The organism is Burkholderia sp. GbtcB21, from assembly GCF_019091065.1.
GTDB classification, from domain to species: Bacteria; Pseudomonadota; Gammaproteobacteria; order Burkholderiales; family Burkholderiaceae; genus Burkholderia; species Burkholderia pyrrocinia_C.
Map to the genome: position 1 here is coordinate 66,839 of NZ_JAGXKA010000002.1, position 24,129 is coordinate 90,967.

Annotated in this window: 23 protein-coding genes; 9 read left to right on the forward strand and 14 right to left on the reverse strand. The window is 68.8% G+C overall.

Translation table 11 applies throughout. The features are described 5' to 3' along the window. Positions 1-9: 9 nt before the first annotated feature. The 3 genes from mdcA to madL form a co-directional block, all read right to left on the reverse strand. Complete coding sequence (gene mdcA / locus KVT39_RS04545; RefSeq protein ID WP_034183255.1) at positions 10-1,656, reverse strand: malonate decarboxylase subunit alpha; 1,647 nt, start codon at positions 1,654-1,656, stop codon at positions 10-12. 132 nt (positions 1,657-1,788) lie between these two features. After that, on the reverse strand, positions 1,789-2,556 hold the full coding sequence (gene madM / locus KVT39_RS04550) for a malonate transporter subunit MadM (RefSeq protein ID WP_034183254.1): 768 nt from the start codon (positions 2,554-2,556) through the stop codon (positions 1,789-1,791). A gap of 11 nt (positions 2,557-2,567) precedes the next feature. Further along, positions 2,568-2,963 (reverse strand): malonate transporter subunit MadL, encoded by a 396-nt coding sequence (gene madL / locus KVT39_RS04555; RefSeq protein ID WP_034183253.1) that lies wholly within the window; start codon positions 2,961-2,963, stop codon positions 2,568-2,570. Between the two features lie 329 nt (positions 2,964-3,292). On the opposite strand from madL, the gene KVT39_RS04560 reads away from it, so the two are divergent. Continuing rightward, on the forward strand, positions 3,293-4,141 hold the full coding sequence (locus KVT39_RS04560) for a LysR substrate-binding domain-containing protein (RefSeq protein WP_034183252.1): 849 nt from the start codon (positions 3,293-3,295) through the stop codon (positions 4,139-4,141). Positions 4,142-4,316: 175 nt separating this feature from the next. Continuing rightward, positions 4,317-4,595: a DUF4148 domain-containing protein gene (locus KVT39_RS04565; protein ID WP_129514200.1), complete on the forward strand. Its 279-nt coding sequence runs from the start codon at positions 4,317-4,319 to the stop codon at positions 4,593-4,595. Positions 4,596-4,649: 54 nt separating this feature from the next. Here KVT39_RS04565 and KVT39_RS04570 read toward each other — a convergent pair whose 3' ends face one another. Continuing rightward, positions 4,650-5,567 (reverse strand): 3-hydroxyacyl-CoA dehydrogenase NAD-binding domain-containing protein, encoded by a 918-nt coding sequence (locus KVT39_RS04570; protein WP_217587991.1) that lies wholly within the window; start codon positions 5,565-5,567, stop codon positions 4,650-4,652. A 246-nt stretch (positions 5,568-5,813) separates the two neighbouring features. Here KVT39_RS04570 and KVT39_RS04575 point away from each other — a divergent pair, with 246 nt between their 5' ends. Together KVT39_RS04575 and KVT39_RS04580 are read left to right on the forward strand one after the other, a co-directional pair. Next, on the forward strand, positions 5,814-6,254 hold the full coding sequence (locus KVT39_RS04575) for an Hsp20/alpha crystallin family protein (RefSeq protein WP_034183249.1): 441 nt from the start codon (positions 5,814-5,816) through the stop codon (positions 6,252-6,254). A 16-nt stretch (positions 6,255-6,270) separates the two neighbouring features. Next, positions 6,271-6,681, forward strand: a complete 411-nt coding sequence (locus KVT39_RS04580) for an Hsp20/alpha crystallin family protein (RefSeq protein ID WP_105393003.1) — start codon at positions 6,271-6,273, stop codon at positions 6,679-6,681. A 117-nt stretch (positions 6,682-6,798) separates the two neighbouring features. Here KVT39_RS04580 and KVT39_RS04585 read toward each other — a convergent pair whose 3' ends face one another. Together KVT39_RS04585 and KVT39_RS04590 are read right to left on the reverse strand one after the other, a co-directional pair. Further along, positions 6,799-7,110, reverse strand: coding sequence for a zf-TFIIB domain-containing protein (locus tag KVT39_RS04585; protein WP_034183247.1), 312 nt, complete (start codon positions 7,108-7,110; stop codon positions 6,799-6,801). Positions 7,111-7,201: 91 nt separating this feature from the next. Next, positions 7,202-7,957 (reverse strand): TerC family protein, encoded by a 756-nt coding sequence (locus KVT39_RS04590; RefSeq protein WP_131946846.1) that lies wholly within the window; start codon positions 7,955-7,957, stop codon positions 7,202-7,204. 108 nt (positions 7,958-8,065) lie between these two features. Here KVT39_RS04590 and KVT39_RS04595 point away from each other — a divergent pair, with 108 nt between their 5' ends. Together KVT39_RS04595 and KVT39_RS04600 are read left to right on the forward strand one after the other, a co-directional pair. Then, positions 8,066-8,959 carry a LysR family transcriptional regulator gene (locus KVT39_RS04595; protein WP_105390791.1) on the forward strand — a complete coding sequence of 298 codons (894 nt, stop codon included), beginning with the start codon at positions 8,066-8,068 and terminating at the stop codon, positions 8,957-8,959. Positions 8,960-9,187: 228 nt separating this feature from the next. Further along, positions 9,188-10,330, forward strand: coding sequence for a DUF2242 domain-containing protein (locus KVT39_RS04600; protein WP_175750083.1), 1,143 nt, complete (start codon positions 9,188-9,190; stop codon positions 10,328-10,330). Between the two features lie 364 nt (positions 10,331-10,694). Here the strand turns inward: KVT39_RS04600 and KVT39_RS04605 are convergent, their stop codons facing one another. Then, the gene (locus KVT39_RS04605) at positions 10,695-11,615 is read right to left on the reverse strand and encodes a pyridoxal-phosphate dependent enzyme (RefSeq protein ID WP_217587993.1); all 921 of its coding nucleotides are present in this window, start codon (positions 11,613-11,615) and stop codon (positions 10,695-10,697) included. A gap of 156 nt (positions 11,616-11,771) precedes the next feature. On the opposite strand from KVT39_RS04605, the gene KVT39_RS04610 reads away from it, so the two are divergent. Together KVT39_RS04610 and KVT39_RS04615 are read left to right on the forward strand one after the other, a co-directional pair. Continuing rightward, positions 11,772-12,683: a LysR family transcriptional regulator gene (locus tag KVT39_RS04610; RefSeq protein ID WP_034183242.1), complete on the forward strand. Its 912-nt coding sequence runs from the start codon at positions 11,772-11,774 to the stop codon at positions 12,681-12,683. Between the two features lie 753 nt (positions 12,684-13,436). Next, positions 13,437-14,642, forward strand: a complete 1,206-nt coding sequence (locus KVT39_RS04615) for an MFS transporter (RefSeq protein WP_034183241.1) — start codon at positions 13,437-13,439, stop codon at positions 14,640-14,642. Positions 14,643-14,690: 48 nt separating this feature from the next. On the opposite strand, the gene KVT39_RS04620 is transcribed toward KVT39_RS04615, so the two are convergent. Genes KVT39_RS04620 through KVT39_RS04630 form a run of 3 tightly spaced genes read right to left on the reverse strand, consistent with a single transcriptional unit; the run spans position 14,691 to position 18,352 of the window. Then, complete coding sequence (locus KVT39_RS04620) at positions 14,691-15,713, reverse strand: histone deacetylase family protein (protein ID WP_217587994.1); 1,023 nt, start codon at positions 15,711-15,713, stop codon at positions 14,691-14,693. Between the two features lie 25 nt (positions 15,714-15,738). Then, positions 15,739-17,010 carry a Zn-dependent hydrolase gene (locus tag KVT39_RS04625; protein WP_217587996.1) on the reverse strand — a complete coding sequence of 424 codons (1,272 nt, stop codon included), beginning with the start codon at positions 17,008-17,010 and terminating at the stop codon, positions 15,739-15,741. A 31-nt stretch (positions 17,011-17,041) separates the two neighbouring features. Continuing rightward, the gene (locus tag KVT39_RS04630; RefSeq protein ID WP_217587997.1) at positions 17,042-18,352 is read right to left on the reverse strand and encodes an MFS transporter; all 1,311 of its coding nucleotides are present in this window, start codon (positions 18,350-18,352) and stop codon (positions 17,042-17,044) included. A gap of 192 nt (positions 18,353-18,544) precedes the next feature. Between KVT39_RS04630 and KVT39_RS04635 the strand changes: the two genes are divergently transcribed. Continuing rightward, complete coding sequence (locus KVT39_RS04635; RefSeq protein WP_034183237.1) at positions 18,545-19,501, forward strand: LysR family transcriptional regulator; 957 nt, start codon at positions 18,545-18,547, stop codon at positions 19,499-19,501. Between the two features lie 56 nt (positions 19,502-19,557). On the opposite strand, the gene KVT39_RS04640 is transcribed toward KVT39_RS04635, so the two are convergent. The 4 genes from KVT39_RS04640 to KVT39_RS04655 form a co-directional block, all read right to left on the reverse strand. Beyond that, the gene (locus tag KVT39_RS04640) at positions 19,558-20,628 is read right to left on the reverse strand and encodes a porin (protein ID WP_175750051.1); all 1,071 of its coding nucleotides are present in this window, start codon (positions 20,626-20,628) and stop codon (positions 19,558-19,560) included. A gap of 161 nt (positions 20,629-20,789) precedes the next feature. Next, a complete protein-coding gene (locus tag KVT39_RS04645) occupies positions 20,790-22,220 on the reverse strand; it encodes a cytosine permease (RefSeq protein WP_217587998.1) in 1,431 nt (476 codons plus the stop codon). Positions 22,221-22,524: 304 nt separating this feature from the next. Then, positions 22,525-23,202: an SOS response-associated peptidase family protein gene (locus KVT39_RS04650; protein ID WP_131946836.1), complete on the reverse strand. Its 678-nt coding sequence runs from the start codon at positions 23,200-23,202 to the stop codon at positions 22,525-22,527. Between the two features lie 147 nt (positions 23,203-23,349). Continuing rightward, the gene (locus tag KVT39_RS04655; RefSeq protein ID WP_217587999.1) at positions 23,350-23,979 is read right to left on the reverse strand and encodes an NAD(P)H-binding protein; all 630 of its coding nucleotides are present in this window, start codon (positions 23,977-23,979) and stop codon (positions 23,350-23,352) included. Between the last annotated feature and the right edge of the window lie 150 nt (positions 23,980-24,129).

Below are 24,129 nucleotides of genomic sequence, written 5' to 3' on the forward strand. Positions count from 1 at the left end.
CCCTCTTCCTCACCAGTTGCGGAACCGGGCCGGCGGCGCATAGAGCCCGCCCGACCAGTGCACGAGATCCTTGATCGAGCGCGCTGCGAGCCAGCGGCGATCGGCGTCGAGCGGATCGATGCCGAGATCCTCCGGGCGGCGAATCACGCCGCGCTCGCGCAGCCGCTCGACCATTTTCCGGTCGCGGCCGCGGCCGACCTCCGTATAACCGGCGACGCCGCGGATCGCGTGCTCGCGCTCGTCCTTGTCGCGGCACATCAGCAGGTTCGCGATCCCTTCCTCGGTGACGATGTGCGTGACGTCGTCGCCGTAGACCATGATCGGCGCAAGGTCGAGCTGCAGCTTGTCGGCGAGCTTCAGCGCATCGAGCTTCTCGACGAACATCGGCACGTTCTTGTCGCCGAAGGTCTCGCCGATCTGCACGACGAGCTTGCGGCCGCGCCGCAGCGCCGCCGGCGTGTCGGGGTCGGCTTCCGCGCCGGCCTTCAGCCACGGTTCGCTAGGATGACGCCGCCCGCGCGCGTCGCTGCCCATGTTCGGCGCGCCGCCGAAGCCGGCGATCCGCTCGGCCGTGACCGTCGACGAATGGCCGGACAAATCGATCTGCAGCGTCGAGCCGATGAACATGTCGCACGCATAGAGGCCGGCCGTCTGGCAGAACGCGCGGTTCGAGCGCAGCGACCCGTCGGGGCCCGTGAACCACACGTCGGAGCGCGCGCGGATATAGTCGTCCATCCCGACCTCGGAGCCGAAGCAGTGGACCTGCTCGACCCAGCCCGATTCGATCGCCGGAATCAGCGTCGGGTGCGGATTGAGCGCCCAGTGCGTGCAGACCTTGCCCTTCAGCCCGAGCTTCTCGCCGTAGGTCGGCAGCAGCAGCTCGATCGCGGCGGTATTGAAGCCGATCCCGTGGTTCAGGCGCTTGATGCCGTACGGCTCGTAGATGCCCTTGATCGCGAGCATCGCGGTGAGGATCTGCGTTTCGGTGATCGCGGCCGGATCGCGCGTGAACAGCGGCTCGACGTAGAACGGCCTGCCGGCCTCGACGACGAAATGCACGCGGTCGCCGGGAATGTCGACGCGCGGCACCTTGTCGACGATGCGGTCGACCTGCGCGATCACGATGCCGTCCTTGAACGCGGTGGCCTCGACGACGGTCGGCGTGTCCTCGGTGTTCGGGCCCGTGTACAGGTTGCCGTCGCGATCGGCGCTGACCGCGGCGATCAGCGCGACGTGCGGCGTGAGGTCGATGAAGTAGCGCGCGAACAGCTCGAGATAGGTGTGCACCGCGCCGAGCGCGATCTTGCCGCCGAACAGCAGCTTCGCGATCCGCTGCGACTGCGGGCCCGAATACGCGAAGTCGAGACGCTTCGCGATGCCGCGCTCGAACACGTCGAGATGCTCGGGCAGCACGACGCCCGACTGCACCATGTGCAGGTCGTGCACCTTCGCGCTGTCGACGTCGGCGAGCGCCGTCGCGAGCAGGTCGGCCTGCTTCTGGTTGTCGCCTTCGAGGCACACGCGGTCGCCGGGCCGCAGCACCGCTTCGAGCAACGCCACGGTGTCGCGCGCATCGACCCGCTTGCCTTGCGCGTAAGCCGCGCCGGCTGCGAGGCGTGCATCGCGCGCCTGCCGCGCGTGATTCCATCCCGTCATGAACAGTTCTCCCGCTTCGATGGTTCAGCGGCATTCTAAGCCTGGCGCCGCCGCCGATTGATGATGTTGACGAATGCGACTCAGAGGTCGCCGCGATGGATGCGGCCCGCGTGCGGGCCGCATCGCATGGGCCTAGCCGCCGACCAGCGCGCGCGTCGTGAAGAACAGCACCGACGGGCCGAGCAGGCAGCCGACGCCCGTATGGAACGTCGCGACCAGCGCGCCGTACGGGACGAGCCGGCGGTCGGTCGCGGCGAGCCCCGCGCTCACGCCGCTGACGGTGCCCGCGAGGCCGCCGAAGATCATCGCGGAACGCGGCGTCTTCAGGCCCATGAAGTTGGCAGCGACCGGCGTGCCGACCATCACGATGATCGCCTTCACGAGCCCCGTCGCGATGCTGAGCGCGATCACGTCGGAGCTCGCACCGATCGCCGCGCCCGTGACGGGCCCGACGATGTAGGTGACGGCGCCCGCGCCGATCGTCGTCATGCTGACCGCGTCGGTATAGCCGAACGCGCGCGCGATGCACGCGCCGACGATGAACGGCAGCACGGTGCCGAGCAGCAGCGACACGACACCGACGAGCCCGGCCTTGCGCGCCTCGGTCGGCTGCACTTCGAACGCGGTCGCGACGATCGCGAAATCGCGCAGCATCGCGCCGCCCATCAGGCCGACGCCCGCGAACAGCGGCACGTCGGCGAGTCCCTTCTCGCCGCCGGTGAACGCGCCGCCGACATACGCGAGCGCCAGACCGATCACGATCGCGATCGCGGAGCCGTGCACGCGGCCGAACGTGAGCTTGCGGGACGCAATCGACGACAGCCACATGATCAGGCCGACCAGCGCGAACGACGCGACGAGCCCGTTGTGGGCGACGACTTTTTCGAGCATCTGCAGCATGGCGGCCTCCGTTACTGTTCTTCGAATTGCGGCACGCCCGCGAAGGCCGTGTCGTCGCGCCCCATGCGCACCAGTACCGCGATGCAGCATGCGCAGATCGCGACCGCGCCGACGGCAGCCAGCAGCGCGACCGGGCCGCCCTTCAGCGCGGCGACGACGTTCTGGTTCGCGGCCATCGCGACGACGACCGGGATGTACATCGCGCCCCAGAAGCCGACGCCGGCCTCGGTCTCCTTCGGCAGCCAGCCGCGCCGGTGCAGCCACAAGCGCAGGCAGATCAGCAGCAGCATCGCGATGCCGACCCCGCCGACGTTGGTCTTCACGCCGATGGCCGTGCCCAGCAGGTCGCCGAGGAACAGTCCGGCCAGGTGGCAGAACGCCAGCAGCGCGGTTCCGTAGATGATCATGAGTCGTCTCCAGTCTCTTCGTGACGGGCGCCTGACGCGTGCGGGAGGCGGGCCCGCACGCCGATACCGTGCGCGGACTTGTCTCCTGCGGCGGTGCGCCGCGGCCCGGCGGCTCGTCGTGCGGGCGCGTTCTCGGGCGGTCGATGGGATGATGCGGTTTCGGGCCGGACGCCGGATGCCGTAGACTGACCGAAGCAGCCGCCGGCACGACGCGGGCCACGCGTCCGGTTCGTCCCGTTACACGGGCCGCACCGGGGCGTGATCCGATACTAGCGCCGCAATATCCGGCCATTTATGAAGTTGTCGAAACCGATTCAGTGGATTTAGCAATGCGCCCGTTACCGCCCGAGCTGCTGCGCAGCTTCGTCGCCGTCGCCCAGTCCGGCAGCTTCACCGCCGCGTCCGAACGCGTGAACCTGTCGCAGTCGACCGTCAGCCAGCACATCCGCCGCCTCGAGGAGCTGCTCGACCGGCCGCTGTTCGAGCGCGACACGCGTAACGTGCACCTGTCGCAGCACGGCGACGCGCTGTTCCGCTACGCGGTGCGCATCCTCGAACTGATGGACGAAGCCGTCACGTCGGTGTGCGGGCCGCCGCTGTCGGGCAAGGTGCGGCTCGCGATGTCGGAGGATTTCGCGTCGACGCACCTGACGTCCGCGCTCGCGAGCTTCGTGCAGCGCAACCCGGAAGTCGAACTGGCGATCTCGACCGGGCTGTCGGGCGACCTGTTCGACGCGCTCGACGAAGGCCGGCACGATCTTGTGTTCGCAAAGCGCATCGCGGGCAGCCGGCGCGGCCGCGTGATCCGCAGCGAGCCGCTGTACTGGTGCACCGGCCCCGATTCGCGGATCACCGGCCACGAGGCCGTGCTGCCGCTCGCATTGCATCCGGAGCCGAGCGTGTCGCGGCGCCGCGTGCTCGAAACGCTCGACGCGATCGGCCGGCCCTACCGGATCGCGGTGGTGAGCAGCAGCATCGCGGTGCTGCGCGCGGCCGCAAGCGCGGGGCTCGGCGTCAGCGCGTTCGCCGGCTACGTGATCCCGGCCGGGCTCGCGCGGCTCGACGCGGGGCTGCCCGAGCTCGGCGAACTCGAATACGTGATCGACCGGCCGGCGGCCGCGTCGCGCTCGACGCTCGCGCTGGAAGCCACGCTGATCACGGCAGCGGCGGAGTTGTAGCGGCAACAGCAGCGACGGCGGACGACACGCATGCGCGGCCGTGCCCGCAACTGACAGCTGTGCCCGGAACGCGTCATCGTCCGCGCAGCACCCGCTCGCGACAATGGGACCCATCGGAACGCACGGCAAGCCGCCGTGCGCATCCGGTGTCCCGTCCCCTTGATCGGAGCACACCATGAACGTCTTGCGATTCGCCGTCGCGACCGCCGCAGCCGCGCTGCTGTCCCCCGCCTTTGCCCAGACCGATGCCGCCGCGCCCGAACAGGGCCTGACACGCGCGGAAGTCATCGCCCAGTTGAAGCAGGCCTATCTCGACGGCGAACTGCCGACGAACGACGGCAACTATCCGCCGAGCGCCGCGACGCGCGCGCGCAACCGCGAACTCGTGCAGGCCGCAAGCCCCGCGTGGCTTGCCCAGACGCCGCAGGCACCGCAAACGGCGGCGCAGCAGTAGTCGAGCGCGGCCCGGCCGATCGCGGCCCGGCCGATACCCGGCGCTGCGACGCGGTCAGGGCAGGAAGCTGCGGCGCCGCGCGTCGATCAACTCGACGAGCAGCCGGTCGCGCTCGGCCGCCAGCTCCTGCATCGAATGCTCGCCCTGGATCGCGCGCAATTCGTCGGTCAGCTTGCGGTCGACGTCCGGATCGAACGAAGGCGTGCCGAGGTCGTCCCACCAGCTCGTGATCGGCCCCGACAGGTGTTCGAGGAAGTGCGCGATCCCGCCCGCGCCGCCGCCGAGGTGATAGGTCAGGCACTGCCCCATCAGCCCCCAGCGCAAGCCGGGGCCCCATGCGACCGCCTTGTCCGCATCGGCCACGCTCACGACGCCTTCGCCGACGAGGTGATACACCTCGCGGAACAGCGCGGCCGCGAGCCGGTTCGCGACGTGGCCGGTCATCTCCTTGTTGAGGACGATCGTCTGTTTGCCGAGCGCATCGTAGAAATCCTTCACGCGCGCGATCACGTCCTGGCTGGTCGCGTCGCCGCCGACCAGCTCGACGAGCGGAATCAGGTGCGGCGGGTTGAACGGATGCGCGATCAGGCAGCGTTCCGGATGCTTTGCGCACGCGGTCTGGATGTCCGACATCTTCAGGCCCGACGAACTCGACGCGATCGGCACGTGTGCGGGCAGCACGTCGTCCATCTGCCGGTACAGCGCGCGCTTCAGGTCGAGCCGTTCCGGGCCGTTCTCCTGCACGAAGTCGACGCCGTCGAGCGCACGCGAGAGATCGGCGTCGAACGATAGCCGCGCGGAAAGTTCGGCGGCCCGTTCGCCGAGAAACGCGGCCAGCGAGTCGCGCAGCCGCGCGTCGGCCTGTGGCGCAGGATCGGTCGCGACGACGTCGAAGCCCTGCGTCAGATAGAAAGCGGCCCAGCTCGCGCCGATCACGCCGGCGCCGACGATCGCGATGCGTCGAATGTCCATGGTTGTCCCGTCTCGTTGGTCTGCAGATAGATCGCGGCGATTGTCGCATCGAATCGCACGGGCACGCGTTGACGCAAGTTGCAGATTCCCTCTTGAAATGCGCTGCGGCGGCCACTAATTACGCGTTGCCGGGCAGTGCTCCATGCAACGCACTGCCCCCGTTTCGACCCAGTGGAGCCACCCGTCGCGCCCGCCGCAGGCGTCGCGCCGTCGCGTCTCCCGCGTTCACTGTTCCGGAGGACCATCATGAGCGGTATCCATAACGGCCACGACCTGTTCGACGAATTCGCCCGCGTGCAGCGGCAGGTGGCGAACCTGTTCGGCGAGCTCCCGTCCGGCATCCGTGCGGTGCGGCCGGGCGCATTTCCCGCGCTCAACGTCGGCGCCACCGACGATGCGATCGAGATCGTCGCGTTCGCGCCCGGCATGGCCGCGGCCGATTTCGACGTGTCGATCGACAAGGATCTGCTGACGATCAGCGGCGAGCGCAAACCGGCGCCGCGCGGCGAAGGCGACGACGTGCGCACGTATGCGCAGGAGCGCTTTCACGGCACGTTCCGCCGCGTCGTCGAGCTGCCGCAGAATGCGGACGCCGACAACGTCAGCGCGCGTTACGAAAACGGCTGCCTGCTGATTCGCGTCGGCCGGCGCGAAGCATCGAAGCCGCGTGCGATCACCGTTCAGTAATCTTCAGGATACCGACATGAACACGAACCCGACCCTGGCCGAACGCCACACCGCCACTACCCGCCCGGCTGCCGCGGAAGCCGCGCGACGGCCCGCGATCACGCCGGCCGTCGACATCGTCGAGAACAATCTCGGCGTCACGCTGCGGGCCGACCTGCCCGGCGTGCCGCGCGAGAACCTCGACGTGAAGGTGCACGACAACACGCTGACGATCGAAGCCGACACGCACATCGACACGCCGGCCGACCTGCGCGTACGGCATGCCGAAGTCCGCGCGCTGCGCTATGCGCGTACCTTCGTGCTGAGCCCCGACCTCGACACGTCGAGGATCGACGCGAACCTGCGTGACGGCGTGCTGACGCTGACGATTCCGCGCCGCGAGGAAACGCGCCCGCGCCGCATCGACGTGACGGCAGGCAACGCGTAAGCGTCGGCGCGCCGAAGCACGGCATGTTGCGATACGCATAAAAAAGCCCCGCCGGGCGCGATACCCGGCGGGGCTTTTTTGCAACCGGCGACGCGTGCGCGCGCGCCGTATGCGGATTCAATCGAAATCGAACAGGTCGAACATCGACTTGCGGCGGCGCTGGCCGTCGTGCCGGTGACGGTCGTCGTGCGAGCGGCCGTCGCGCCCCCAGCCATCGCGATCGCGCGGCGCGTGGGTGTGGCCGTGGGCGTCGCGCGAAGCGGGAGCCTCGTCGCGCCGCGCCGGCGCATCGCCGCCCTCGCGGGCGATCAGCTTGTCGAGTTCGCCGCGATCGAGCCACACGCCGCGGCACGTCGGACAGTAGTCGATCTCGATCGACTGGCGCTCGGCCATCAGCAGGTCGGGCGTCTTGCAGACAGGACATTTCATCGCGTTTCTCCTTTCCGTGCGAATTCCAGACGAATTCCGTATCAAGGCGCACGAGCCGGCCGTTGCGGCGGCCGGCATCCCGCGCGCCGGCTCAGCGGCCTTCCACCCGTGCCGCGCGCTTCGCCTTCGCGCGCCGCGCCAGCATGTTCATGCCTTCGACGAAAGCCGAGAACGCCATCGCCGCGTAGATGTAACCCTTCGGCACGTGCGAACCGAAGCCTTCGGCGATCAGCGTCATGCCGATCACGACCAGGAACGACAGCGCAAGCATCACGATGGTCGGGTTGCGGTCGATGAAGCGCGCGAGCGGCTGCGCAGCGAACAGCATCACGGACACGGCGACGATCACCGCGACGAACATGATCGGGACGTGCTCGGTCATGCCGATCGCGGTCACGATGCTGTCGATCGAGAACACGATGTCGAGCATCACGATCTGGCCGATCGCGGCCCACATCGTCAGGCCGGCCGCGCCGCCGGAACCGCCCTCGCCGTCAACGTCGTGCGACACGTGGTGATGGATCTCGGTGGTCGCCTTCCACACGAGGAACAGGCCGCCGGACAGCAGGATCATGTCGCGCCACGAGAACGCGTGGTCGAAGAGCGTGAACACGGGTTCGGTGAGGCTCGCGATCCACGCGACGCTGCCGAGCAGCGCGAGCCGCATCACCAGAGCGAGCGCGATGCCGAGGCGCTGCGTGCGGGCACGCTGCGCTTCGGGCAGCTTGTTGCTGAGGATCGAGATGAAGATCAGGTTGTCGATGCCGAGCACGACTTCCATCACGACGAGCGTCAGGAGCGCGGCCCAGACGGCGGGGTCGGCGGCAAGCGTCAGCAGGTAGTCCATGAAATGGGCCGATACGAAAGTGGAAAGCCCGATGATATGCCGACCCGGACTTCGAAAAAATCAGAGAGAATCTGATTTTAGGTTCGGTTTTTCCGAAATTTCGATCCGATGCTCAATTTCCGACATCTGTACTATTTCTGGGTCGTCGTGAAGGAAGGCGGCTTCGCGCGCGCGGCCGGGCGGCTCGACATGGCCGTGCAGACGATCAGCGCGCAGGTGCGCGAGCTCGAGAAAGCGCTCGGGCACCAGTTGTTGCGCCCGGCCGGGCGCGGCGTCGCGATGACCGACGCGGGCCAGGCCGCGTATGCACGCGCGGAGGCCATCTTCGAGATGGGGCGCCTGATTCCGGACGAAGTGCGCGCGGCGGCCAGCCAGCCGACCGTGCGGCTCGCGGTCGGCCTCGCGGACGGCATCTCGAAGCTCGCCGCGCATGCGATCCTCGCGCCCGTGCTCGACACGCCCACGCTGCGGCTGCTGTGCCACGAGGGCGAGCACGATGCGCTGCTCGCGGAACTCGCGCTGCATCATCTCGATCTCGTGCTGGCCGGCCAGGGCGCGCCGTCGGGGTCGAACCTGCGCGTGACGAGCGAACGGCTCGTCGCGTCGCCGGTCGACTGGTATGGCCCCGCGGCGCTCGTCACGCCGGCCGCGCGGCAACGCTTTCCGCAATGCCTGGCCGACCTGCCCGTGCTGCTGCCGACCGCGCATTCGGCGCTGCGCGCGCGCCTCGACCTGTGGCTGGAAGGCGAACGGATCGTGCCGCGCGTGGCCGGGGAATTCGAGGACAGCGCGCTGATGGCCGTGTTCGCGGCGCGCGGCCTCGGCGTGTTCCCGCTGAGCGAGCTCGGCGCGAACGACGCGGCGCTGCTGCGCGGCCTCAGGCGGCTCGGGCGCGCGGGCGACGTGACCGAGGAAATCCACGCGATCCGCTCGCGGCGCGGCGAACATCATCCGCTGACGTCGCGATTGCTGGCTTCCGCGCGGCCGTCGCCGGACGGCTAGCGCCGGTTCGCGATCGTTCTCGCCGGTGACGGCTAGCCGTCACCGTCATGGGTGGGAACAGCCGCCGAAGCGAACGTGACATCAAACGAAACTATAATGACGCCCCGGCCATCCGAGATTGCCACGCGCCCATTGCCGGCCCCGCCCCTGCGCGACGGCCGCCATCCGGTTGCCGCGCGTCGCGCGCAAACCCCTCGCGGCATCTCGCCGAGCCTTCTGAAAGACGCCATGCACAACCGATTTCGCCTGTTTTCCGTTTCGTGCGCGCTCGCGGCCGCAGCCGTGCTGGCGGCGTGCTCGTCGCCGCCCAAGCCGATCTACCAGCAGGAACAGTTCGACGCGACGACCAGCCCGTATGCGCATACGTTCCACTCGAAATCCGACGCGGCCTGCGAGGCCGCGCGGCGCGCGCTGTTGAGCCAGGGTTATGTGGTGTCGTCGTCGCGCAACGATGCGGTCGACGGCAGCAAGAATTTCCAGCCGAACAACGACATGCACGTCGTGATCGAGTTTCACGTGGTGTGTGCGGACGCGACCGCGGACGGCTCGTCGAGCATTGCATACGTGAACGCGGTGCAGGACCGCTACACGCTGAAGAAGTCGAATACGTCGGCCAGCGTCGGCCTCAGCGTGTTCGGCTCGCTGTCGCTGCCGATCGGGTCGAGCGACGATGCGCTCGTCAAGACCGCGAGCGAGACGATTCCGGCCGGCGTGTTCTACGAGCGCTTCTTCAATCTCGTCGACCATTTCCTGAAGATCGACCCGGCCCGCCGCGACCGCGCCACCGTGAAGGCCGCCGAGAAGGAAGCCGTCACGCCGCTGCCCGAACCCGCGCCGACGCCGCAGGGCGAACCGCTGAAGATGACGACGCCGGTCGTGCCGACGCCGCCCGCGGCGCCGGTGCCGCTTTCGGTGCCGGGTGTCGCGCCCGGGTCGGGCGCGAACGCCGTGCCGGCTGCGGCGTCGGCCGTTGTCGCGCCGGCTGCGATGCGCGCGGCCGCGCCGGTGGCGGCGTCTGGTTCGGTGACGGCGTCGGCTTCCGCACCTGCGTCAGCTTCCGGTTCGGCGCATGCGTCGGCTTCGGCTCCCGTACCGGTTTCGGCTCCCGCACCGGCTGCCGCGCCTGCACCCGCTTCCGGCACGGCGTCGCCGCCTGCCAGCGCAGCATCGACGCCCGCCGGCTTGGCACCGGCCGCCGCCAAGCCGGCATCGACCGTGCCGGCGCCTCGGGCCGCAACATCCGCATCGACATCGACATCCGCGCCGTCGAGCGCGTCGCATACGCCGGCGGACAAAACGCCCGCCCCAGCCGCAGCGGACCCCGTCGCGTCATCCGCGCCGTCCGGCGCGAGCGCACCGGCCGCGAACTGACTGGCTGTCCGACCGGCCGTCCAACTGGCCGTCCGTATCGTCGCGCCCGGCCGCATCCGGCGCAGCGCGACGATACGCATCCCCTTCATCCCCGCAGGAATTTCCGCGCGTCCGGCTGCCTGCCGGCTGCGTTTTCGCCATTGCGATAACAGGAACGTGACGTCGACGCGTCGCGGCAAGCGCGGCATAGCCGATGCCCGTCGTCGCCGAAATTGACGACCACCCTTCCGTCACCCGACCAACCGGCGTGCCGGCTTCCCCGCTTACCGCAACGTCGCGCGCAGCGTCTGCAGATGCCCGACGGTCGCCGAAATCGACGACCGTCCTTCCGTCACCCGACCAACCTGCGTGCCGACTTCCCTGCTTACCGCAACGTCGCGCGCAGCGTCTGCAGATGCTCGACGGTCGCCGTCACGCCGCCGCAGACGATCACGGCGATGTCCGACGCCGACGCGAGCACCGGCACCGGCCGCTCGAGCGCGGCCAGCGCGGCGCCGCACGCAGGCTCGACGACGATCCGGTGTTCGTCCAGGAACCGCAGCGACGCGGCCACCGCTTCCGCATCGGACACAACGACGGGATGGATCTCGTGCCGCGTCGCCCATTCGACCGCCGCGTCGCACGGCCGCTTCGCGCCGAGCGACGTCGCGATGCTCGCGATCGCCGGCAATTCGACCGGGCGCCCCTGCGCGACCGAGCGCGCATAGCAGTCGGCGCCTTCCGTTTCCGCCGCGACGACCGGCACGTCGTGCCAGCCGTTGCGCGCCAGCCCTTCGAGCACGCCGCACAGCAGCCCGCCGCCGCCGACCGCGAGCACGACCGCATCGGGCTTCGGGCCGACGGCCGCCATCTCGTCGATCATCGTCGCGTGGCCCTGCCACAGCACGCTGTCGTCGAACGGATGCACGAATGCGTCGTGCTCGCCGAGGGCCGATTGCGCGAACGCGTTCGCCTCGGCCCAGCTCGCACCGTGCACGACCAGCTCCGCGCCCTCGACGCGGATCAGCTCGCGCGCGCGGGCCGACGCGCTTTCCGGCACCACGACCAGCACCGGCACGCCGAGTTCGCGACCGCAATACGCGACCGCAATGCCCGCGTTGCCGCCCGACGACGACACGAACCGCCTCGCGCCGGCCGCATGCCGCGCTTCGCAGACGGCGCCGATGCCGCGCAGCTTGAACGAGCCCGACGGCTGCAGCGCATCGAGCTTCAGCCGGATGGTCCTGCCGAGCCGGCGGGATGCGATTTGCGAGCGGAGATAAGGGGTCGGGATGTGAAGCGGCATGGGGCGGGACACGATCGGAACGGGGGAACGCACGCGACTCGCGAACGAGTGCGGCAACGACGGTCATCGTACGGCACGCTCGCCATGCCTTCCAATACCATCGAATGGCGTTTGCTATGCTTTGCAGGCATATCAACGAACCGGAACGGGCTCCGCATGCGCCAGATCGAACTGCGTCACCTGCGTTACTTCGTGGCCGTCGCGCAAGCCGGCAGCGTGATGGCCGGCGCCCGCGCGGCCGGCATCGTCCAGCCCGCGCTGTCGCGGCAGATCCGCGAACTCGAGGACGCGATCGGCACGCCGCTGCTGATCCGTCGCACCACCGGCGTCACGCTCACCGCGGCCGGCACGAGCTTCCTGCGGGATGCGACCGGCCTGCTCGCAACGCTGCAGGACAGCCGCGAACGCGCGCTGCGCAGCGCGGCCGGCCAACTCGGCGAACTGCGGCTCGGCGCGCTGCCGAACTGCCTGCCGCTGCCCGTCGTCGCGAACGTGCTCAAGGCGTTTCGCGACGCGTGCCCGGACGTGAAGCTGTCGATCGCGCCGATGCTGTCGGCCGAACAGGCGAGCGCGCTGGTACGCGGCCAGCTCGATGGCGGGATCATGGCGTGGCGTCGTGACGAGGCGCCGCACCTGTCGGGCGTGCGGCTGCTGAGCGACCGCTTCGTGCTCGCGATGCCCGCGCCGCCCGGCGGCCGCTTCAACGCACCGCGCACGCTGGCCGACGTCGCGAACGAGCCGTTCGTCTGGTTCGACGCGCAGCGCTCCGCCGCGCACCACCGGTTCCTGATGGCACAGTGCCGGCAGGCCGGCTTCACACCGCGCATCGCGCAGGTCGGCAGCGACATCCCGACGCTGATCGGCCTCGTCGCGGCCGGGATGGGCTGTGCGTTCGTGCCGGAAAGCGCATCGCCGACCTGCCCGCGCACGGTCCGGCTCGTCGCGCTCGACGAGCTCGCGAGCCGCTTCGACATCGAGTTCGTGTTCGACGGCGCGGCAGCGGTACCGTCGCCCGTCGTCGCACGGTTTCTCGCGGCCGTGCGCGAAGCGGCCGGCGAACCGGATTGACCGGGCGCCGCGCGTCGGATACCGGGCGCGCGCGGCAAGCGATCGAGCGACGCGATTCGCGCCGTCGGCCGGCGAACGGATTCCGCCCTCCGTCAAATCGTCCTTTTAGCCGTTGCAACGCGCCAGGCAGCGTCATCGCGCCCGCGAACGATCCTTTAAAACGGTGACGACGGACGTCCCGGCGCCCGCATTTTTAAATTGACACCAAAAACGGCCGTTTAACGACATTTCGAATTGTCATGTGCCGAAATATACTTCGCGCGCATCCAGTCCTCGTGCCAATGAGAGGATGCGTTTCCGCCCCGGTCACGGTCCCCCTGTGGCCGGGGCTTTTTTGCCCGTGCACCGCGCCGGCAAAGGGTTTTCGGCCGCGACGCGATGTCCGCGCCGGGTTGTCGCCCGCGCATGAAGGCCCCGTTCGATCCTCCGGTCACACGCCGCTGCGCAGTCGCCGGCCGGCTCCCGGATCGCCGCGCGCGACGAGCGTCGATCCGCCGCAAGCCACCACCGGATCGCGATCCCCCGGCCGGGGGCCACGCCCTTCGCATGACGAAAAGCCTTTCGCAACACGCATCTTCGTTCGCCCGCCCTGCCGGCGCGCCGCCCGCGGGCCTCGTGCGCTCCCAATTGTTGACATCGAATCAAGATAATTTCGTCCGCACGCAGCTTTTTCCGCAAAAGTAATGCAGGCACACTTCGCGCTATCCTCGACGGCCCCCGTGCTGTTGTCCCTCGATTACAGGAGCCCATCGCGTGAACGCCACGACTTCCTCTCCTTCCCGCCCCGGCGGCAGCGCCGCGCTGCCGCTGCTGGCGCTCGCCGCCGGCGCGTTCGGCATCGGCACGACCGAGTTCTCGCCGATGGGCCTGCTGCCCGTGATCGCCGACGGCGTGCACGTGTCGATCCCGCAGGCCGGCATGCTGATCAGCGCGTATGCGATCGGCGTGATGGTCGGCGCACCGCTGATGACGCTGCTGCTCGCGCGCTGGTCGCGCCGCTCGGCACTGATCGCGCTGATGTCGATCTTCACGATCGGCAACCTGCTGTCGGCCGTCGCGCCGGGCTACACGACGCTGCTGCTCGCCCGCCTCGTGACGAGCCTCAACCACGGCGCGTTCTTCGGGCTCGGCTCGGTGGTCGCGGCCAGCCTCGTGCCGCGCGACAAGCAGGCCAGCGCGGTCGCGACGATGTTCATGGGCCTCACGATCGCGAACGTCGGCGGCGTGCCGGCCGCGACCTGGCTCGGCCAGATCATCGGCTGGCGCATGTCGTTCGCGGCGACCGCGGGCCTCGGCCTGATCGCGATCGCCGGCCTGTTCGCCGCGTTGCCGAAGGGTGAAGCCGGCAGGATGCCCGACCTGCGCGCCGAGCTGTCGGTGCTGACGCGCCCTGTCGTGCTCGGCGCGCTCGGGACGACGGTGCTCGGCGCCGGTGCGATGTTCACGCTCTACACGTATGTCGCGCCGACGCTCGAACACCTGACCGGCGCGACGCCCGGCTTCGTGACCGCGATGCTCGTGCTGATCGGCGTCGGCTTCTCGATCGGCAACATCGCGGGCGGCCGCCTGGCCGATCGATCGCTCGACGGTACGCTGGTCGGTTTCCTGCTGCTGCTGATCGCGACGATGGCCGCGTTCCCGCTGCTCGCGAGCACGCATGCCGGCGCCGCGGTCACGCTGCTCGTGTGGGGTATCGCGACGTTCGCGGTCGTGCCGCCGCTGCAGATGCGCGTGATGCGTGCGGCACACGAAGCGCCGGGCCTCGCGTCGGCCGTCAACATCGGCGCGTTCAACCTCGGCAACGCGGTCGGCGCGGCAGCCGGCGGCGCGGCGATTTCGGCCGGCTTCGGCTACTCGGCCGTGCCGCTCGTCGGCGGGCTGATCGCCGCGGCCGGACTCGCGCTCGTCGTGCTGCAGATGACGCAGCGCCGCCGCGCACCGGCCACCGCGAATTCGTAATCGCGACCCGTCCCGCGCCGGCGGCGCACGCGATCCGGCGCTGCTGCGTCAGCGCGCGCCGGCAAACCCGCCGAAGAACGCACGCGCGTTCGCGTCGAGGCTGTCGAGGTGATAACCGCCCTCCTGCACGATCACCGTCGGCAACCCGAGCGCACCGATCGCGCCGCCGAGCCGCCCGAAACCGTCGGTCGTGACGGCGACCTGCGATTGCGGATCGTCCTTGTAGATGTCGAAGCCGAGCGCGAGCACGAGCGCGTCGGGCCCGAACCGCGCGAGCGCGCGCAGCGCGTCATCGAGCCGCTCGAAGAACGCTGACTCCGGCGCGCCGTGCGGCATCGGCAGGTTGAGGTTGAAGCCGTCGCCCGCCCCCGCGCCCGTCTCTTCCTCGTAGCCGGCGACGACCGGATAGAAGTTGGTCGGATCGCCATGAATCGATACATACAACACGTCGTCGCGACCGTAGAAGATCTCCTGCACGCCCTGCCCGTGATGCATGTCGGTGTCGAGGATCGCGACGCGCCGATGGCGGCCGAGCAGCGATTGTGCGGCAATCGCCGCATTGTTCAGGTAGCAGAAGCCGCCGGCCGCGTCGCGACGCGCATGATGGCCGGGCGGCCGGCACAGCGCGTAGGCCTCGCGCGCGCCGTCGTTGACGTCGGCCGCGGCCGCGAGCGCACCCTGCGCGGACCAGTACGCGGCGCGCCACGTGTTCGCGCCGACCGGGCAGCTGCCGTCGGCGAGGTAGCGCGCGGCTTTCGCGAGTATGCCGCGCAGCGGGTTCGGATCGCGCACGAACACGTTCGACATCACTTCGTCGCCCCAGTCGTCGGGCATCTGCTTCCAGTCGCGGTGCGCGTCCTCGAGAAAGCGCAGGTAGTTCATGTCATGCACGGCCGCGATCGGCGCGGTGCCGCGGTCGGCCGGCTCGCACACGTCGAAGTCGAGCGAGCGCACCGCCGCGACGAGCCGTGCCGCACGCTCGGGCACTTCCTGCGGTTCGCGCATCTGCCCGCGCGACAGGTAGCTGCGCGGATGGTGCAGCAGTTGTTCGGGATGGAAATAGGTTTTCATCGTTCGTCCTCGTCGGTTCGCCGCGTCATGCATCGTGCGCGGTGGTCGCCGCTTCGGCGCGCGCGGCGACGCCGGCGCGCGCCAGCACCGCATGGAGCAGCACGTTCGTGCCGCGCGTCACGTCGTCGGGCAACGCATCCTCGGCTTCGTTGTGCGACAGGCCGTCGACGCACGGGATGAACACCATCGCGGTCGGGAAGCGGCGCGCGAGCAGGATCGCATCGTGGCCGGCACCGCTGACGATCCGCTCGTTCGGGTAGCCGAACGCGGCGGCCGCCTGCGCGACCAGCTCGACGCAATCGCGATCGAACGGCGTCGCCGGGCTGCGCCAGCAGGTGTCGATCGCGACCTGCACGCCGCGCGCGGCGGCGATGCGCGCGCACGCATCGCGCAGGTCGCGCTCCATCGCATCGACTTCGGCGTCGTCGTGATGGCGCAGGTCGACCGTGAACGTCACGTCGCCGGCGATGGTGTTGCGCGACGCGTTGCGGATGCCGACCTGCCCGATCGTCGCGAGCCCGCGCGGCGCGTAGCCGGCGACGATCCGTTCGAGTTCGAGCGCGATCTGCGCGCTCGCGAAATACGCGTCCTTGCGATACGGCATCGGCGTCGTGCCCGCGTGCGCGGCGACGCCCGTTACCGCCACGTCGAGCCAGCGGATCGCCTGCCCGCCCGTGACGACGCCGATCGTCGTGCCGTTCGCCTCGAGCACGGGCCCCTGCTCGATATGCGCTTCGAAATACGCATCGACCGCGCCGCCCGTCGCGCGCGTGCCGCGATAGCCGCATGCGTCGAGTGCCGCGCCGAGCGTGACGCCGTCGGCGTCCTGCTTCGCGAGCGCCTCGTCGAGCGGCAACGCACCCGTGAACACGGCCGAGCCGAGCATCGCCGGCGCGAAGCGCGCGCCTTCCTCGTTGGTCCACGACACGATTTCCAGCGGCTTGTCGGTCGCGACGCCTGTGTCGTTCAGCGTGCGCACGAGTTCGAGCGCGGCGAGCACGCCGTACACGCCGTCGAAGCGGCCGCCTTCGGGCTGCGTATCGAGATGGCTGCCGATCAGCACCGGCGCGGCCTGCGCATCGGTGCCGTCGCGCCGCGCAAACAGGTTGCCGGCTGCATCGACGCTCACCGTCATCCCAGCGTCGCGGCACCATTGCGCGAACAGGTCGCGGCCGCGGCGGTCGTCGTCGGTGAGCGCGAGGCGCCGCACGCCGCCGCGCGGCGTCGCGCCGACACGTGCCATGTCGGCCAGGCTCTGCCACAGACGCGCGCCGTCGATTTCCAACAGGTCTTTCATTTGCACTCCGGATGAATTCGTTCTTAATGGTTCAATGCGAACCGAGCGCTTCGGCAGCGGCCGGCTGCGCCGCCCGGCGCGCATCGAGCGCGACGATGCAGAGCAGCGAGATGCCCGCGAGACACGTGTAGAACACCGCGAGCGGCCACCACTGACCCGTGAAGCGATGCGCGAGCCACGTGCCGACGAGCGGCGTCAGGCCGCCCGCGATCGCGCCGCAGATCTGGTACGCAAGCGAGATCGCCGAATAGCGCACATGCGCGGGAAACACGTCGCTGACGAAGCCCGCGATCACCGAATAGAAACCGGCCATGCACACGACTGCGAGCGCGATGCCCGCGACGAGCGACGCGGACGTGCCGCCCTGCACGAGCATGAACATCGGATACGGCGACAGCATCGCGAGCAGCGCCGCGAGCTTCAGGAAGCGCGCGCCGCCGATCCGCTCGGCGATCCATGCGGCGATCGGCTGCGCGACGAACTGGATGATCGCGACCGCGAACAGGCTGTCGAGGATCAGCGAACGCGATACGCCGACGTACTGCGTGGTGTACGCGATCATGAACGTGTTCGTGAAATAGACGCCCGCGATCCCGATCGTGTTCGCGCCGATGCAAAGCAGCACGAGCCCCGACGCGGAACGGAACACTTCGGCGACCGGCAGCTTCACCGTGCGGTTCGCTTCCTTCATGCGAGCGAATTCCGGCGACTCGTTCACGCCGAGCCGGATCAGGAGGCCGACCACGAGCAGCACCGAACTCGCGAGAAACGGCAGGCGCCAGCCCCATGCGAGGAAGTCGGCCTTGTCCATCGACGTGACCGCGCGGAACGCGATCAGCGACAGGATCAGCCCGGCCGGGCTGCCGAGTTGCGCGAACGACGCGAAGAACGTGCGGCGCCCCTGCGGTGCATGCTCGCCCGCCATCAGCACCGCGCCGCCCCATTCGCCGCCGACCGCGATCCCCTGCACGATGCGCAGCACGACGAGCAGCACCGGCGCGAGCACGCCGACCTTCGAATAGTCGGGCAGCAGCCCGACGCAGACGGTCGCGACGCCCATCATCATCAGCGTCGTCATCAGCGCCTTCTTGCGGCCGATACGGTCGCCGAGATGGCCGAAGATGACGCCGCCGAGCGGCCGCGCGAAGAAGCCGACCGCGAACGTCGCGAACGACGCCATCGTGCTGACGAACGGGTCGTGCGACGGGAAATAGAGTTCGCCGAACACGAGCGCGGCGGCGGTCGCGTAGATGTAGAAGTCGTACCACTCGATCATCGTGCCGATGAACGCGGCCGTCGCGGCGCGTCCCGGCTGGCGGGCGGAAGGAAGGGACTGGGTCATGCGGGCTCCTGATGCGCGCCGCGTTGCGGGCGACACGCAATATCGTGGTGACGGCCGTCTGTGGCGGCCTCGCGCCGCACGCTGCGGCTCCCCTCCTTTATCGGCGACCGCAAATCATTAGTCAAATTTCAAGTTATTATTCACCGTATAAATTCAACTAATGTCCGACCCGACGCCTCGCCCGGAGACCCGATGCGCCCCGACCTCGCCCCGTTCCTGAACGACCGTCTCGACTGGAACCTGCTGCGTACCTACCTGGTGATCATCCAGGAGCGCAGCGTGAGCCGCGCGGCCGCGCGCCTGCATGTGACGCAGCCGGCCGTGAGCCAGGCATTGCGGCGGCTCGAGGACGCGCTCGAGCGCCGGCTGATCGAGCGGCGCGGCGCGCACTTCGCGCCGACGCCGGCCGGCGAAGCCGTATACCGGATCGCGAGCGACATCTACGGCGGCATCTCGCGCCTCGAAACGGAAATCGACGACAGCACGGCCGACCTGACCGGTTCGATCCGGCTGCTGACCGTGAGCCGCATCGAATCGCCCGTCTACGACGAGTTCCTCGCGGACTTCCATCGCGCGTATCCGCGCATCGACCTGCAGATCGAAGTGATGCGCTCGTCGGACATTCTTTCGTCGCTACTGCAGAAGACGGCCACGGCCGGGCTCGGCCTGTGCCGCACGCCGCACGACAAGCTCGAGATGCGCTGCTTCCTGCGCCAGCGTTATGCGATCTACTGCGGCCGCCATCACCGGCTGTTCGGGCAGACGCAACTGCGGATGGACGATCTGCTCGCGGAAAATTTCGTGTCGTTCACGAGCGACCAGATCGGCGACAGCCTGTCGCCGCTCACCGTGTTCCGCGACCAGAAGGGCTTCACGGGGCGCATCGTCGCGTCGTCGCCGAGCCTCGAGGAAGTGCGGCGGCTGATCTTCGCGGGCTACGGGATCGGCTGCCTGCCCGAGCACATCGTGCGCGACGACATCGCGCAGCAGCGGCTGTGGCGGCTGCCGCCCGACGACGGGCTCGTCGATGTCGACGTGTTCCTGCTGTGGCATCGCGACCGCAAGATGAACGCGGCCGAGCACGCGTTTCTCGACGCGATGGAGCGCTGCATGCAGCGCTATTCGCTCGCGGAGCGGCTGGGGAAATAGCGGCGCGAGCGCGCGGAGAAAGCGCCGGGCGCACACGGCCCGGCGCGTCGACGGCATCAGAAGCGATGCACGATGCCGAGCTGCACGCCGCGCGCATTCGCGCCCGGATACGCGAGCGGCAGGCCGGGGTTCGCCGCGCCCGCGAGCGTGTAGCCGGCCTGGTTGCGGTTGCGCAGGTACGACAGCGCGCCATAGAAGCTCGTGCGCTTCGACAGGTCGTACTCGTACATCAGCCCGAGCTGGTCCGCGTTGTTGCCCTGCGACGACTGGTCGTGCAGATACGCGTAACCAAGCGCGACATAGTTCGCCGGGTTGAACTGGTATTTGACCGACAGCCCGTACACGCGCGAATCGATCCCGAGGTCGGCCCACTTCACGGCGGAGAAGCCGCCGTACACGGTTGCGTTGCCGAACGCGTACGACGCGCCGGCCATGAGCGTGCGATCGGTCGTGGTCGCCGTCGCGTTCTTCAGCCACTGGCCCGCGACGAACGCAGCGAACGGCCCGTGCTCGTAGGTCAGGTCGAACTGCTGGCTGGAGCCAGCCGAGCGCGCGCCGCCCGCATCGCCGAACCCGAAATACAGCCCACCCTGGAAGCCGGCTATCTCCGGGCTCTGGTACGACAGCGTATTGCTGGTGCGGAACGCGAACACGGTCAGGTTGTCCATGCCGGACGCCTGCGTGACGCCGCCGAACGCATCCTGCCCGCCCTGGTCGTTGAACAGCGGCGAATTCTGCCGGCCCGCGCGCACCTTGCCCCACTGCCCCGCGATGCCGACCCACGCCTGCCGGTTGAACATGCTGCCCGAACTCGCCAGCGTGCCGTCGTTCGGGTTGAAGCCGTTTTCCAGCGCGAACTCGATTTTCTGCCCGCCGCCGATCTCCTCGCCGCCCTTCAGCCCGAACCGGCTGCCCCACTGGCCGCCCGAGCCGATCGCCGCCGTATAGCCGTTGCCCGTATTCACGTATTGCGCGAATTCGTCGATCACGCCGTACAGCGTGACGCCGTCCTGCGCGAGCGCGGCGCCCGAGCCGCAAAGGCACGCGGCCGCGACCGTCATGCGAAGAACGGCATGCGGCGGCCGCACCGGGGAAGCGCTCCCGCGGCATTTTTTTTGCTTAGTCATACTATTTTATTGAACGAGAATGAAACGACGCCGGGCACGGCGGTAGCACCGCACCGGCATCGCGGGAAAGGGAATGTGCAGGAGAGCCCGGCGCAGGCAGCGCCCGGCACGACGTACCGCTCAGGCCGGCAGCCGGCCGGCCCGATGCGCGAGACGTGTCGTCAGTGGTGAACTTCGCCGCGTTCGAGCGGCAGGATCAGGCGTTCGGGGATAACGCGACGCGACGCGCGCGCACCGACGTAATACAGCACGGCCGGCACGATCAGGCCGAGGATCCACGAGATGTCGGTGCCGCCGAGCGCGTCGACGAGCGGCCCCGTGTAGATGTGCGTCGACATGAACGGCAGCTGCACGAGGATGCCGACCACGTAGATCGTGATCGCCATCGCGTTCCAGCGGCCGTAGCGGCCATCCGGATCGGACAGCGCCGGCACGTCGTAGCGCGAGCGCGTGAAGCAGTAGTAGTCGACCAGGTTGATCGCGCTCCACGGCGTGAAGAACGCGAGCAGGAACAGGATGAACGCGGTGAATTCCTTCAGGAACGAATGGCGGCCCGCGAGCGCGATCAGCGTCGACACGCAGATCATCCCGAAGATGTACACGAGGCGGCTCTTCGACGATACCGCGCCCTTGCCGCGAAAGCCGCTGACGATCGTCGCCATCGACATGAAGCTGCCGTACGCGTTGAGCGCCGTCACCGTCACCTTGCCGAACGCGATGCTGAAGTACAGCAGCGCGGCCACGGCGCCCGTCGAGCCGAGACCGACGATATACGCGACCTCATGGTGCGCGAACTGGCTGCCGGCCAGTGCGGCCGCGAACACGCCGAACACCATCGCCGCCTGCGCGCCGATCACCGAGCCCAGGCCGACCGCAAGAAACGTCGCGACCGACGACGTCGAGCGCGGCAGGTAGCGCGAATAGTCGGCGACGTACGGGCCGAACGCGATCTGCCACGACGCCGACAGCGACATCGACAGCAGGAAGCTCGCGAGCGAGAAATGCCTGTTCGCGAGCAGCGCGCCGACGTCGTGGTTCGCGAACAGCTGCGAGAACATGTAGACGAACGCGACGATGCCGACCACGCTCGCGATCCGGCCGACGAAGTGGATCGCGCGATAGCCGAACACGGTCAGCACGACGATCACGGCCGCGAACAGCAGGATGCCTGCAGCGTCGTCGACGTGCAGCAGCTGCGCGACGGCCTGCCCGGCCAGCACCGAGCCGCTGGCGGAAAAGCCGATATACATCAGGCACACGAGCACGATCGGGATCATCGCGCCGTACACGCCGAACTGCACGCGGCTCGAGATCATCTGCGGCAGCCCGAGCTGCGGCCCTTGCGCGCCGTGCAGCGCCATCACTGCGCCGCCGACGAGCTGGCCCAGCAGCAGCGCGACCAGCGACCAGAACACGTCGCCGCCGAGCACGACGGCGAGCGCACCGGTGACGATGGCGGTGATCTGCATGTTCGCCGACAGCCACAGCGTGAACTGGCTCAGCAGTCCGCCGTGGCGTTCGGCATCGGGAATGAAGTCGATCGAGCGAACCTCGATCAGGCCGCCGGCTTTTCCACTGGAATTCGTTGACACGGGGGAAATCTCCAAAATACTCAGGATCGCAAATGGTTTGAACAAGACAGGAATCTGCGAGCCGCCCTTTCGGCTCTTCGGGTGCGGGGCGCCGTGGATCGCCGGCATGCGCCACGCACGCACGGTTTGCACGCTGGCGCGCAAGCGGCACGACGTGTGCCGACATTGCCAGCGGATGATCTTGTATATACAACTTGCGAGATATCGGTGATTACCCGGAATCGGCAAATTTTGGAAATTGTCCGAATGATCGCGACGCGTCCGGCGGATTTGATTGCAAGTCGGACGTCGGAAAAATGAAAGGTCAGGCGCTCGCGGGCGGTGCCTGATCGGGCGCGGCCGCCATGTCGCCGGCGGGGAGCAGGTTCAGCATGCGCCGCGCGGCTTCGCTGCCGCGCGCATGCAGCCATTCGTCGTAGTCGTCGCGCCGCAGGATCACGACGCCCCGCTTCTCGTCGCCGGGCCGATGCATCCGCGCGAACACCGGATGATCGTCGGCATTCACCGTGAGCATCGCCATGCCGATGCATTCGCGGCCGTCGTCGGTTTCGTAGCGCCGCCAGATGCCGGCGACACAGTACGGTTGCCAGCCGTCGACGCCGATCCGCTGCCACACGTTGCGGCCGGTTTCGTAACATGGCTCGCAGATCCACCGCGCCGGAATCAGGCAGCGCTGGCCGTTGCGCCACGCACTACCGTAGAGCCGCGACGAACCGACCGTTTCCGCGCGAGCGTTCATCGTATCGAGCTTCTTTCTTTTCCGGCCGTTCTCGTCGAGCCGCTCGGGCTGCATGAATTTCGGCCAGAAGCCGAACACGGCCGCCACGACCGCGAGGCCGTCGCCGTCGGCGCGCGCGATCGGCGCCGCGTAGTCGGGATACACGTCGGGTGCCCACGGGTCGCGGCGGTACAGATCGCCGATGCCGATCTTCAGCTCGCTGATGCCCGGGTCTTCACCGGGGGCGCGGTAGTGGGTGCACACGGTTCGAAGGACGATGGAAGCAATGTCTCCATCGTAGGTCAGCGCGCGTGCCGCGAGCGCGCTATCGCTTTGTATGACGAAACGGTTTTACGAATCGACCATGCGCCGGGATTCGGCCGGCGCATCCCGTCATGCGCGCGCGCCGCTTCAGACGAGCCGATCCGATGCGACGACCTGCACACCCGGCCGCGCGTCGATCGCGGCGTCGACCAGTGCGCGCGCAATCCGTGACGCGGGATTCACGCGCCACTTCGCCGGCAACACGGGTCGGGCGATGTTCAACGCGAACACCAGCAGCCGCTCGCCGAGCCTGAATTCGTCGCGGCTGCCGCCGATCAGGCCCGGCCGCACATAAGTGAGCGACGCGAACCCGACGCCGGCCAGCGCCTGTTCGACCTCGCCCTTGACGCGGTTGTAGAAGATGCGCGACGCCGGATCCGCGCCGAGCGCCGAGTTCAGCACGTAGGCCGGCGTGCCGTGCCGGTGCGCGAGCCGCGCGACCGCGAGCGGATAGTCGTGATCGACGCGCCGGAATGCCGCCTGCGAGCCGGCGGCGCGCATCGTGGTGCCGAGCGTGCAGATCACCGCATCGGCCTGCCACCAGTCGGCCGTGTCGGGCAGATGATCGAAGTCGACCTCCAGTGCGCGCATCTTCGGATGCGGCGACAACGGCCTACGCGCGAGGACGACCACGTGATCGACCCGCGCATCGGCAAGCGCGACTTCGAGGACGTGGCGCCCGACGAGTCCGGTCGCGCCGACGAGCAGCAGTTTCATGTCCGGTTCTTCCGTGTGGAGCCTGCGTTGGCGGGCCGGGAGCGGCCCGGTTTCCGGCTACCGACATGATGGTCGGCCGACGTGGCGCCGGCAACCGGCCCCCATCTCTAAAAATTACAGGCTGCACTCATGCCCTATCTCGAACTGGCC

Coding starts and splice junctions, on each gene's coding strand:
- KVT39_RS04605 (WP_217587993.1), bottom strand. CDS start 11,615: ATGCCGCTTCACATCCCGACCCCTTATCTCCGCTCGCAAATCGCATCC.
- madL (WP_034183253.1), bottom strand. CDS start 2,963: ATGATCATCTACGGAACCGCGCTGCTGGCGTTCTGCCACCTGGCCGGA.
- KVT39_RS04570 (WP_217587991.1), bottom strand. CDS start 5,567: ATGGACATTCGACGCATCGCGATCGTCGGCGCCGGCGTGATCGGCGCG.
- KVT39_RS04585 (WP_034183247.1), bottom strand. CDS start 7,110: ATGAAATGTCCTGTCTGCAAGACGCCCGACCTGCTGATGGCCGAGCGC.
- KVT39_RS04575 (WP_034183249.1), top strand. CDS start 5,814: ATGAGCGGTATCCATAACGGCCACGACCTGTTCGACGAATTCGCCCGC.
- KVT39_RS04600 (WP_175750083.1), top strand. CDS start 9,188: ATGCACAACCGATTTCGCCTGTTTTCCGTTTCGTGCGCGCTCGCGGCC.
- KVT39_RS04595 (WP_105390791.1), top strand. CDS start 8,066: ATGCTCAATTTCCGACATCTGTACTATTTCTGGGTCGTCGTGAAGGAA.
- KVT39_RS04655 (WP_217587999.1), bottom strand. CDS start 23,979: ATGAAACTGCTGCTCGTCGGCGCGACCGGACTCGTCGGGCGCCACGTC.
- KVT39_RS04625 (WP_217587996.1), bottom strand. CDS start 17,010: ATGAAAGACCTGTTGGAAATCGACGGCGCGCGTCTGTGGCAGAGCCTG.
- madM (WP_034183254.1), bottom strand. CDS start 2,556: ATGCTGCAGATGCTCGAAAAAGTCGTCGCCCACAACGGGCTCGTCGCG.
- KVT39_RS04560 (WP_034183252.1), top strand. CDS start 3,293: ATGCGCCCGTTACCGCCCGAGCTGCTGCGCAGCTTCGTCGCCGTCGCC.
- KVT39_RS04630 (WP_217587997.1), bottom strand. CDS start 18,352: ATGACCCAGTCCCTTCCTTCCGCCCGCCAGCCGGGACGCGCCGCGACG.
- KVT39_RS04635 (WP_034183237.1), top strand. CDS start 18,545: ATGCGCCCCGACCTCGCCCCGTTCCTGAACGACCGTCTCGACTGGAAC.
- KVT39_RS04610 (WP_034183242.1), top strand. CDS start 11,772: ATGCGCCAGATCGAACTGCGTCACCTGCGTTACTTCGTGGCCGTCGCG.
- KVT39_RS04620 (WP_217587994.1), bottom strand. CDS start 15,713: ATGAAAACCTATTTCCATCCCGAACAACTGCTGCACCATCCGCGCAGC.
- KVT39_RS04640 (WP_175750051.1), bottom strand. CDS start 20,628: ATGACTAAGCAAAAAAAATGCCGCGGGAGCGCTTCCCCGGTGCGGCCG.
- KVT39_RS04580 (WP_105393003.1), top strand. CDS start 6,271: ATGAACACGAACCCGACCCTGGCCGAACGCCACACCGCCACTACCCGC.
- KVT39_RS04590 (WP_131946846.1), bottom strand. CDS start 7,957: ATGGACTACCTGCTGACGCTTGCCGCCGACCCCGCCGTCTGGGCCGCG.
- KVT39_RS04565 (WP_129514200.1), top strand. CDS start 4,317: ATGAACGTCTTGCGATTCGCCGTCGCGACCGCCGCAGCCGCGCTGCTG.
- mdcA (WP_034183255.1), bottom strand. CDS start 1,656: ATGACGGGATGGAATCACGCGCGGCAGGCGCGCGATGCACGCCTCGCA.